The organism is Marinobacter pelagius (genome assembly GCF_003315345.1).
GTDB lineage: Bacteria > Pseudomonadota > Gammaproteobacteria > Pseudomonadales > Oleiphilaceae > Marinobacter > Marinobacter pelagius_A.
In genome coordinates this window covers 96,885-107,660 of record NZ_QNRO01000001.1, presented here as the reverse complement: position 1 = coordinate 107,660, position 10,776 = coordinate 96,885, and the positions used below count along the sequence as shown (strand labels likewise).

Genomic DNA, 10,776 nt, shown 5'->3' with positions numbered 1-10,776 from the left:
GGCGACAAGCCGAAACCAGCAACCAACGGCTTGAATTCAAAACAGAATTCAGTACAATAGCCAAGAGTTGTAGTCACCTGCCGAGGTGGTGAAATTGGTAGACACGCTAGCTTCAGGTGCTAGTGGGGGCAACCCCGTGGAGGTTCAAGTCCTCTCCTCGGCACCATTTCCTTCCCCAGGAAATGGCATAGAAATTCCCGAGACTCAGTAATTAAAGCCAGCCAGCACAACTTTGTTGCGCCTGGATTTTTTGTGTTTTGCGCACGGACCTGTCTGCGCTCCGGCTCACAAGCCCGACATCCATCCTTTTCAATCAAGCAGCCCCAGCAAGTATTCCGACAGCGCCTGATAGCTGTACTCCACTTTGGCGTATGCGGAAGAAGGCGTCTCCTCGAATTCCCTTTTGCATTCCCGAGCACCGTTATAGCTGGCGAGGTAGGCCTCCCGGATCAGGTCGGGATTGGCTGGATCAAAGGTCGTCTGGTAATACATGGCCCACTGGAAACCCGACCCTGCATCCACATTGGCTAGACCAGAGAGATCCGGATCAAGGAATCCATAACGCAGCAATCGGCTGACCGGAGCCCCCGCTCCCTCGCCATCCAGGTCCCGAGTATCGTATTCCAGCGCCAGATTCACAAAATTCGCGGGCTGCGGCTCGTAGCCGGTAAACGCATAGCCAATTTGATCGGTAACAACATGATCCAGGGCAATGACCTCCGTATCAGTGGCCGGCAGGTCGGCGCATGCAGCCTCGGTTCCGCCAAGCTCCAGTGATGCAATCCGTGAACCATTCTCGACCAAAGTGAAACCACCGAAATCATCGGGAGCCAACTCAGGCTCAGGCTGCGGCTCGAGCCTGCGCACCAGAATCGAGCCATCCGACCGGGGAATCTCCGCCACCAGCTCCCCGACGGCCCCCTCAGTCTGCTGCCAGTGATAGGCCACCTCCGGGTTACCGGCAAGCTCCGTGGAGCCCGCCGATATACCTTCATGTTCATGGCAGGTGGTCGACGTCTCGAAATAGATCCGCCGGTTTTCCCAATCGAAGATCAGGCGCTCGTCAATACCTTCCGCTTCATAGGCAATCCGGCTCTGGGGCGAGAGTGACACCGAGGGCCGCCACTGGCTGCCCAGCTGGTACATGCGACCATTCACCTCGATCAGCCGGGCAAGCTCCGGCATGGACGGCTCCAGGCATCCCTCAGCCGATACCGACAACAACTGCCCCGCCTCGGAATAATCGAAGAAAAGCTCGGAGGACACCATCAAACTCGAGGTACTGACCGGCAGGTTCTGGTCATTTTCGGGCTGGGCCAGAATACGTTGGTGGGTCAGCAGGACGGGGTCACTGTACTCCAGCGGCACCTCCGGCAAGGACAGAGAACTCACATCGACATTAGCGTAATCACCTCCGGCGGCCTCATTTACCACGGCAATCACCGATGGGGCGTTCTGCACCAGAGAGATTCCCAGCAGGTAGGCCGCCTGCTTGCTCAGGTAGCGCTCTGTGCCATCACTGCCGGCCTTTGCCAAGGCCGCGTTGTACTCATCCGGAATCTGGCTGGCCATGAACCTCGCCAGCGCGCGGGCATAGGCATGGGCACGCTCGTCACCCGATAGCACATAATCCGCCACCAGGTTGAGACCGGCCAGACTGCCGGCGAGGTCTTCGGGGGTCTGCAGGTAGGAACCCAGGCCAAACAGGCTGCGGTAACGGGCCAGCGTGGTGAGCGGCGTGATATTCCGTACCCCGGGTGCCGCGGACATAATGAATGCCCGGGTCACCGGCACATCGCCGCGCCAGGTCTGCTCCAGGGTTTTTCCGGGTAAGGCGACTGCGTAAAGCGGGTAATCCCCGGGATCCAGGTCAGGACCGACCTCCGGCTCCAGATCCAGCTCCGTCACATCAAGGGAAAACTCACCGCCCTGCCCGCTCACGGTCGTGGGCTCACCGGATTCGAGCACCGCAATATTGCCGTTCTCGAGCTCGATCTCCAGCGGGCCGGGGGTGTACTGGCTGTCGCCATCCATATCCAGCCATACCCGGGCATGGGTCAGGTAACCGTCGATCACCTTCCCGGAATAGGGAGCCGGCTCGGAATAGGACACGCCATCGAAATCCCGACCATCCACAGGCGGGGAATCCGACTCCTGGCCACATCCGGCCAGAATCAGCGTCAGCAGTGCAATGGGTAAGCATTCCAGGCGTGTCATCGCGGCAACCGGTTCTTGTTATCAGAGGTGTGCCGCTACTTTAGGGGATGTTGCCGGGGGAGACCTTGACAGGCTTGGCAATTTGTAAAGATAGGTAACAGAGGGCCTCGCCAGCAAACAGCCGGCGAGGCCGGGCACCGTCAGAATGAGCGGGCAACAATTTCCTTCATGATTTCGTTGGTGCCGGCATAGATGCGCTGCACGCGGGAATCGGCCCAGGCTCGGGCAATCGGGTATTCCCACATGTAACCGTAGCCACCGTGGAGCTGGACGCATTCGTCCATGACCTTGCACTGGAGATCCGTGGTGTGCTGCTTGAGCATGGCCGCCGTGGGGATATCCAGCTTCTTCTCCAGGTGTAGTTCCAGGCAGCGGTCGGTAAATACCCGGGCTGCGGTGATCTCGGCCTTCAGCTCCGCCAGCTTGAAGCGGGTGTTCTGGAAGGCGATCACCGGCTTGCCGAAGGCCTTGCGCTCCTTGACGTAATCCAGGGTCCACTGCCAGGCCGCTTCCGCTGCCGCCACCGCGGCCAGGGCCACCTGCAAGCGTTCTGCGGGCAGCTCCTGCATCAGCTGGAAGAAGCCCTGCCCTTCCATGGAACCCAGCAGGTTTTCTGCCGGTACTTTGACGTCCTGAAAGAACAGTTCGGAGGTATCCTGCGCCTTCATGCCCACCTTGTTCAGGTTCTGCCCCTTCTCGAAACCTTCCCAGGCAGTCTCAACCAGTAACAGGCTGGTGCCCTTGGCCCCCTCCTTCGGATCGGTCTTGGCCACCACAATCACCAGGTCCGCCAACTGGCCGTTCGTGATGAAGGTCTTGGAGCCGTTCAGGGTATAGTGATCGCCGTTTTTGATGGCGGTGGTTTTAACCCCCTGCAGGTCGGAACCGGCACCGGGCTCGGTCATGGCGATGGCGCCGATCATCTCACCGGAGACCAGTTTGGGCAGATACTTCTGCTTCTGCTCCTCCGCGCCGTAGTTCAGGATGTAGGGGGCCACAATGTCCGAGTGCAGACCCCAGCCGATACCGGACAGGCCGGCACGGGAGATCTCCTCAATGACAACGGCGCTGTAACGGAAATCCGCCCCCACACCACCGTACTCTTCCGGCATGGTCGGGCACAGGAACCCCAGTTCCCCGGCCTTTTGCCAAAGCTCACGACTGACCTGGCCGTCCTTCTCCCACTGATCGTGATAGGGCGCAGCCTCCTGCTCCAGGAACTTGCGAACGGAGTCGCGGAAGCCTTCCAGGTCGGCGTCGAAAACGGTACGTGGAATCATGGTGAACCTCGGTGAATGACGTGTGTTGTGATTGTCGTTCACCAAGTCTCGGCCGCTGGCCGGTTTCGCTCAATGATGAAAACCATCAATCGCGCTGACCAAAACCATCGGCCGGGAGGCGCTTCAGCGGGGCTGTTTGGCGTCGACCCGGGCTTCGCCCCATCGGGGCATCAGATCCTGCGGCAGGTCCAGGTGGTCCAGCAGGCGGGCAACCACAAAATCCACCAGATCCTCGATACATTGGGGCTTATGATAGAAGCCGGGGCTGGCCGGCATGACCACCGCGCCCATGCGGGTCAGGCGCAGCATGTTCTCCAGGTGCACTTCCGAATAGGGTGCCTCCCGGGGCACCAGAATCAGCTTGCGCCGTTCCTTGAGGGCGACATCCCCGGCCCGCTCGATCAGGTTATTGCTCGCACCCGTGGCCAGAGCAGAGAGGGTTCCGGTGCTGCAGGGGCAGATCACCAAAGGTGCCTTCTCGCCGGAGCCGGAGGCCGGCGGCGCAAACCAGTCCTCACGGCCAAAGACCAGAACCTGGCCAGGCTGCGCGCCGGAATATTCCGTCAGGCATTCCTGCATGGCCGGAGGCGACCCCGGCAGCTTCAGGTCCGTCTCGGTGGCGATGACCACCTGCGCAGCCCGGCTGACCATGACATGCACACGGCACCCGGCCGCCACCAGGCATTGCAGCAGACGCAACGCGTACTGGGCGCCGGAGGCGCCGGTAATTGCCAGGTTTACGGTTCGCTGTGCCGGAGTGGACGTGGTCATTCGTGCTTTTCCCCAGGGGTTGTCAGGTCGGGAAGATCAGCCATGGATACGTTCGAGTTCGGCCACCAGTTTGCCGTGGATGCCGCCAAAACCGCCATTACTCATGATGACAATGTGGCAGGGGCTCGGCAGGTCGTCCAGTACGCGGCCGATCAGCGTCTCAACCGAGGACTCAACCCGATGCAACCCGTTACCCTCGTTATCGGCCTGCCAGGCACCGACCAGCTCCTGCAGCCAGTCCATGTCATTCAGATTAGCCCACAGGACCCGGTCTGCCAGCTCCGCACTGGCCAGCAGGTTATCCCGGTGTACCCCCTGTTTCATGGTGTTGGAACGGGGCTCGATCAGCGCCAGGATCGGCTCGTCACCCACCCGGTTACGTAAACCCTCGAGGGTGGTGGCAATGGCGGTGGGATGATGGGCAAAATCGTCGTAGACCCTTACCCCACCAACATCCGCCAGCAGTTCCATCCGGCGCTTGACCCCTGAGAACCGGCACAATGCGGCAACGGCATGGTCCGGGGTGACGCCCACGTGCCGGGCAGCGGCGATGGCGGCCAGGGCATTGCGGACATTGTGCATGCCGGTCTGATCCCATTTCAGGGTGGCGACCGGCTGCTCGTGATGAATCACCATGAACCGGCTGCCGTCCTCCGACAGTAACTCCGCTCGCCAGTCCGCTGTTCGGGTGACCTCGCTGCCGATGGCGGTATCCTGAACCGGGCTCCAGCAGCCCATGGCCAGAGCGTTGTCCAGATGCGGATCCACCGCCGGTCGAACGATCAGCCCCTTCGAGGGCACGGTGCGCACCAGGTGATGGAACTGACGCTCGATGGCCTCGACGTTATCGAAGATATCAGCGTGGTCGAATTCCAGGTTGTTGAGGATGAGCGTATGCGGCCGGTAATGAATGAACTTCGAGCGTTTGTCGAAGAAAGCGCTGTCGTATTCGTCGGCCTCGATCACGAAGAAATCACTGTTTCCCAGCCGGGCAGAGACCGGAAAATCCAGGGGCACACCGCCCACCAGGTATCCGGGTTCGAAGCCGGCCTGCTCGAGAATCCACAGCAGCATTGACGTGGTGGTGGTCTTGCCGTGGGTACCGGCGACTGCCATGACCCAGCGGTGACGCAGCACTTCCCGGGCCAGCCACTCGGGGCCGGACATGTAATCGATGTTGAGGTTCAGTACCGCCTCGACCTCGGGATTCCCCCGGGACATGGCATTGCCGATCAGCACCAGGTCCGGCCTCGGGCTCAGGTGATCAGCGCTGTAACCCTCCATCAGGCTGATGCCCTGGCTTTCCAGCTGGGTGCTCATGGGCGGGTAAACGCCCTGATCCGAGCCGGTGACCGTGTGGCCAAGCTCACGCGCCAGCACAGCCAGGCTACCCATGAAGGTGCCACAGATTCCGAGAATATGAATATGCATTCGGCGTTCGACCTCTCCGTTGAAACCTGCAAAGCCTCCCCTATACACCGCAAGGCGTCAAGGTCCGCGCTATCCGCAATCCTGCTCATGAAAATCCCGGGCGTTTGGCGTATCATCTGCGCCATTGTCGAACCAGCAGGAGGCTTCAGCCCGAGATGGCTATCAAGAACGCTTTTTACGCCCAATCCGGCGGCGTCACCGCCGTCATTAATGCCAGCGCCTGTGGCGTCATCCAGACCGCCCGCAAGCATCCGGACAAGATCGGCAAGGTATTTGCCGGCCGCAACGGCATTATCGGGGCGCTCAGGGAAGAACTGATTGATACCAGCCTCGAGAGCGACGAGGCGATCCAGGCCCTCATCCACACCCCGGGCGGCGCCTTCGGCTCCTGTCGCCACAAGCTCAAGAACATTTCCGAAAACCGGGCCGAGTACGAGCGCCTGATCGAGGTATTCCGCGCCCACGACATCGGCTATTTCTTTTATAACGGTGGCGGCGACTCCCAGGACACCGCCTACAAGGTCTCCCAGATCGCCGACAAGATGGGCTACCCCATTACCTGTATCGGCGTGCCCAAGACCGTGGACAACGACCTGCCTTTCACCGACTGCTGCCCCGGCTTTGGCTCGGTTGCCAAATACATCGCCACCTCGACTCTGGAAGCCAGCCTGGACATCAAGTCCATGTGCGAAAGCTCTACCAAGGTGTTCATCCTTGAAGTGATGGGCCGCCACGCCGGCTGGATCGCTGCTTCCGGAGGCCTGGCCGGTCAGGGTGAAGGGGAGCCGCCGCACATCATCCTGTTCCCGGAGATCCCGTTCGACCGGGAAGCCTTCCTGGCCCGTGTGGATCAGTGCGTGAAGGACTATGGTTATTGCGTGGTGGTCGCCTCAGAGGGTGCCCAGTACGAAGACGGCCGCTTCCTGGCCGACGCCGGCGCCAAGGATGCCTTTGGCCATACCCAGCTTGGCGGCGTGGCCCCGGCCCTGGCCAATATGGTCAAACAGGCCCTCGGTCACAAGTACCACTGGGCGGTTGCCGATTACCTCCAGCGCAGTGCGCGCCACATCGCTTCTGCCACAGATGTCGAACAGGCCTATGCGGTTGGCAAGGCCGCGGTGGAAATGGCGATTGCCGGCAAGCAGGCACTGATGCCCACTATCGTTCGCGAGCAGGCCAAGCCCTATCAATGGAAGATCGGCGAAGCCAATCTCAGCGAGGTGGCAAACCAGGAAAAGAAAATGCCGATCCACTACATCACCGATGACGGCTTCGGCATTACCCAGGACTGCCGTGACTACCTGGAACCCCTGATTAACGGTGAAAGCTTCCCGCCGTTCGAGAACGGTCTGCCGAAAGTGGCGAAGCTGAAGAATCAGCTGGTCGAGAAGAAACTCAAGACCGAGTTCAAGATCTGATCACCAGCGAACAAAAAAACCGCCCGGGGTTGAACCCGGGCGGTTTTTTTATGCCTGGAGCACGGTACTAGCGTGCCGATGCTGCCTCGTGCTCACGCACATAGGCGTAGAACTCATCAAACCCGCCAATATGCTGCTGGCCGACAAAAATCTGTGGCACAGTGTGTACCGGCTTGCCGATCTTGTCGGCGATGTCAGCCTTGGAAATACCCTTTTCCATCATGTCGATCCAGGTGTACGGCACCTGCATGGATTCGCACAGGTCCTTTGCCCGAATACAAAACCCACAACTCGAACGGCCATAAATCGTGACCTGCTCCATAGAACCTCCTGCAACGGTGTCAAAAACCGGAATGAGAAAAACCTGCCGATAGCATACTGGCAAGGCAAGAGAGAATAAAAATTGATGGTTTGCATGGCAACCATAGTACGTAACCATACCGACAGGACCGGCAACCGGCGTTGAATTCGATCAAGACGGGGAGACGATTTGGTTTATCTGACGCTTTTTCTGACAGCCTTTGCCGCAGCGACACTGTTGCCGGCCTACTCCGAGGTGCTGCTGGGCACCCTGGTGACCCAGGGTTATTCCTGGTGGTGGCTATGGCTCTGGGCCACCGCAGGCAACACCCTGGGCTCGGTGGTCAACGGCATCATCGGGCGTCAGGTGGACCGCTTCAAGCACAAACGTTGGTTTCCGGTCAGCGAACTTCAGCTGCACAAGGCCCGGAACCGGTTTAACCGCTACGGCCAGTGGTCGCTGCTGCTGGGGTGGCTGCCACTGGGGGGTGACGCGCTCACCCTTGTGGGCGGCATCATGCGGGTCCCCTGGCTGAACTTTGTCGTCCTGGTGGCCATCGGCAAGGGCGCGCGCTACGCCTTCGTGCTCTGGCTGGTGGCCGAGGCATCGGGCGCGTCTCCCCCCTCACCGTCTCCATAAAGATACTTGCGCAACAGGGGTTCGCCATTGAACTCGGAATGCAGCACGGCAATGAACGTATAGACGCCGATCAGTTTCCGGTTCAGGAACACAAACTCCTTGGGCGGCACCCGGAAGTACCGACTAATCGCTGAACGGGCCGCCTGGCGGGCAACCCGGGACGGCAGGTCACTCTGTTTCCACCGATACTGCCCGTGACTGTTGACCGCGTAATCCGGCCATTCGAACTGGTCTTTCGCCAGTGGCTCGAGCACCGACATACAGACCTTGCCGAATTTTTCCAGCACTTCCCGGGGCCAGTCCAGACTCATGAAACGGAGCTTGATACCACCATCGATCACCGCTTCGAGGTCCTGCTCGTAGGACGCCCGGATCATCTGGATGACCGGAGCGAGGAATTCGTCGGAATACGACTGCACCGCGCCAAAGTCCAGCAGGACGATACGGTCATAGCCCGGATCTTCCCCCTCTTCACCGGCAATGCGGATGCGATAATTGCCGAAGTTGGGATCGGTCTGGATCTCCCCCCAGACGAACAGCTCCCGGAAAAACAGCTCCAGGGCCGCCTCGCCAAGGGCGCTACGCCGCTCCAGCGACAGCTCACGAACCTCCCGGGATCCCACCGAGTGGCCATGCTCATAGGTCGAGGCGATCACGTGGGCCGTGGAGTATTCCTGCAATACCCTGGGCACGATAAACCGGGGATCGGACGCCAGCATGGTCCGGAATTTCTCCGTGGTGCGGGCTTCCAGGCGATAATCCACCTCCCGGTGCATCATCTCCCTGACTTCCTCGAGCCAGTCATTGAATTCCGGCCCGAAGCTGACCAGCCGAGCCACTTTCAGCAGCTGCGCAACCGCATTCAGGTCGCTGTCGACGGCATCGGCAACGCCCGGATACTGGACTTTCAGCACCAGCTCCAGACCGTCGCTGCGCCGGACAGCACGGTGCACCTGACCCAGCGAAGCGGCACCGATAGGTTCGGGATCCACGTCCAGTTCCGCCAAACGGTCGCTGCCCAGTTCCTCATTGAGCACCCGCTCGATCGCCGGCCACTCCAGGGAGGTGGTCTGGTCCTCCAGGGTGTGCAGGGCCTCGGTGACTTCTTCGGGCAGGAAGTGCTCACCGTAGAGCGCCATCACCTGACCGATTTTCACCACACTGCCTTTCAGGCGCCCCAGTTCATCCACCAGAAACCGGGCCTGATTGGACAGCATGGCCCGGTGCCGCTCATCACGCTTGTCCTTGCTGCTGAACCAGTTGGTAGCCATGTGGGAGGCCATGCGGGTACCTGCCGTCAGCCCGGCCCGGGTCAGGCTCAGCCTGCGCTCGAAGCTGCCGGTCTTGATGCGAGAAACTTTTGCTCCTGGACGCTTGGATGACATGGACAACCTGTGGGTGTCGGAAAATTTGCGCTGTCTGCCAGCTGTTCACTCCATTATACGGATACGGTGGCAACCTATCCTCACCGATTCGACCCGTTATTCCGGGCCTGCCGGCCAATGCCGGCCTGCGAATTCCGGTTTAAATGTCCCTGCTGTACCTGTTTACGTTTTACTACAGTGCTGATAGCCAATCCGGTCTAGTATGTCAGGCAGTATCAGGCTCGGTAAAACACAAAAACAAGACTGAAAATGAAGCAAACGGCTGCCAAAACACCGGATACCGAACTGTCCCAGTTTCGCGTGAAAGGCGAAATCCCGGTCCCGGTTCTGATCAACTGGCTCACCTCGGCGGCGGTGCCCATCCTGCTGTTTTTCGCCGGCAGGGCCGCCAGCACCGCGGAAAGTCCGTTCACGGCACCGCTGCTGGTCACCTTCGCAGCGCTGCTGGCACTGAATTCCCTGGTCTATCTCGGGATCCGGCACCAGACCCTTCACCGCCGCGGATTTATCGGCCTGATCACGGCCCTGTTCACTTTTCTGGTGGTCCAGGCGGTGGAGGATGGCTCCGCCATTATCTGGCTGTTTGCCTATCCGCCAGTCATTTTCTATATCAGCCGGACCCGGGTGGGTGTTATCGCCTGCGCCGGCGGCCTGGCCGCGCTCGTGTTCCTGTTCAGTCCTGCCGGTGACCTCGTTTTCGAGCCGCCCTACAGCACCAGCTTCCGGATCTCGATGGTTATCGTACTCGGTTTCGAGATGGTCACCTGTTACATCCTTGACCAGAGCCGGCGACGCAGCAAGCTGCGCCTGCTCAGAATGGCATCGGAGTTTGAATTCGCCGCCAAACACGACGCCCTGACCGGCCTGGCAAACCGTCGGGAAGGCCTGGACCAACTGGAGACCGAGTACCAGCGCTACCTGCGCACCCAACGGCCGTTCTCGGTCATGCTGATGGACATCGACCTGTTCAAGGGCATCAATGACCATTACGGCCATCACGCCGGAGACGTGCTTATCAGGATGGTCGCCCGCACCCTGCGGGAACAATGCCGGAAAGTCGATACCGTAGCCCGGTGGGGCGGTGAGGAATACCTGGTCCTGTTACCGGAGACTGGGCCGGACGAGGCCCTGCAGACGGCCCAGCGTATCCGTGCTGCTGTCGAGGCGGGCTCGGTTGAGGTGGATGGCCGCCCGCTTGGAGCCACCATCAGTGTCGGCACGGCCACCATCGCCGGGTCGGAGTCCATTGACCGCCTGCTGCAGAGGGCCGATGAAGCGCTCTATGGGGCAAAGAGTGCCGGCCGTAACCAGGCCTGTGCCGCTACCACCTGACG

Annotated in this window: 9 protein-coding genes and 1 tRNA gene; 4 read left to right on the top strand and 6 right to left on the bottom strand. The window is 60.3% G+C overall.

The genetic code is table 11. The annotated features are described in order from the left end of the window. Positions 1–79 precede the first annotated feature (79 nt). Positions 80–166: transfer RNA gene (locus DET50_RS00520), tRNA-Leu, on the top strand. A 143-nt stretch (positions 167–309) separates the two neighbouring features. On the opposite strand, the gene DET50_RS00515 is transcribed toward DET50_RS00520, so the two are convergent. The 4 genes from DET50_RS00515 to mpl form a co-directional block, all read right to left on the bottom strand. Continuing rightward, positions 310–2,217: a hypothetical protein gene (locus DET50_RS00515; RefSeq protein WP_113860954.1), complete on the bottom strand. Its 1,908-nt coding sequence runs from the start codon at positions 2,215–2,217 to the stop codon at positions 310–312. Between the two features lie 140 nt (positions 2,218–2,357). Further along, positions 2,358–3,497 carry an acyl-CoA dehydrogenase family protein gene (locus tag DET50_RS00510; RefSeq protein ID WP_113860953.1) on the bottom strand — a complete coding sequence of 380 codons (1,140 nt, stop codon included), beginning with the start codon at positions 3,495–3,497 and terminating at the stop codon, positions 2,358–2,360. Between the two features lie 123 nt (positions 3,498–3,620). Next, positions 3,621–4,268, bottom strand: coding sequence for a flavin prenyltransferase UbiX (locus DET50_RS00505; protein WP_113860952.1), 648 nt, complete (start codon positions 4,266–4,268; stop codon positions 3,621–3,623). A gap of 36 nt (positions 4,269–4,304) precedes the next feature. Continuing rightward, on the bottom strand, positions 4,305–5,699 hold the full coding sequence (mpl, locus tag DET50_RS00500; RefSeq protein ID WP_113860951.1) for a UDP-N-acetylmuramate:L-alanyl-gamma-D-glutamyl-meso-diaminopimelate ligase: 1,395 nt from the start codon (positions 5,697–5,699) through the stop codon (positions 4,305–4,307). Positions 5,700–5,854: 155 nt separating this feature from the next. On the opposite strand from mpl, the gene DET50_RS00495 reads away from it, so the two are divergent. Continuing rightward, the gene (locus tag DET50_RS00495; RefSeq protein WP_113860950.1) at positions 5,855–7,117 is read left to right on the top strand and encodes a 6-phosphofructokinase; all 1,263 of its coding nucleotides are present in this window, start codon (positions 5,855–5,857) and stop codon (positions 7,115–7,117) included. A gap of 67 nt (positions 7,118–7,184) precedes the next feature. Here DET50_RS00495 and DET50_RS00490 read toward each other — a convergent pair whose 3' ends face one another. After that, positions 7,185–7,439: a GrxA family glutaredoxin gene (locus DET50_RS00490; RefSeq protein ID WP_113860949.1), complete on the bottom strand. Its 255-nt coding sequence runs from the start codon at positions 7,437–7,439 to the stop codon at positions 7,185–7,187. A gap of 168 nt (positions 7,440–7,607) precedes the next feature. Here DET50_RS00490 and DET50_RS00485 point away from each other — a divergent pair, with 168 nt between their 5' ends. After that, positions 7,608–8,057 carry a YqaA family protein gene (locus tag DET50_RS00485; RefSeq protein WP_113860948.1) on the top strand — a complete coding sequence of 150 codons (450 nt, stop codon included), beginning with the start codon at positions 7,608–7,610 and terminating at the stop codon, positions 8,055–8,057. Here DET50_RS00485 and DET50_RS00480 read toward each other — a convergent pair. Continuing rightward, complete coding sequence (locus tag DET50_RS00480) at positions 7,991–9,442, bottom strand: ABC1 kinase family protein (RefSeq protein ID WP_113860947.1); 1,452 nt, start codon at positions 9,440–9,442, stop codon at positions 7,991–7,993. The two genes, DET50_RS00485 and DET50_RS00480, sit on opposite strands and share 67 nt — an antisense overlap. A gap of 249 nt (positions 9,443–9,691) precedes the next feature. Here DET50_RS00480 and DET50_RS00475 point away from each other — a divergent pair, with 249 nt between their 5' ends. Next, a complete protein-coding gene (locus DET50_RS00475; RefSeq protein ID WP_113860946.1) occupies positions 9,692–10,774 on the top strand; it encodes a GGDEF domain-containing protein in 1,083 nt (360 codons plus the stop codon). Positions 10,775–10,776: the final 2 nt, after the last annotated feature.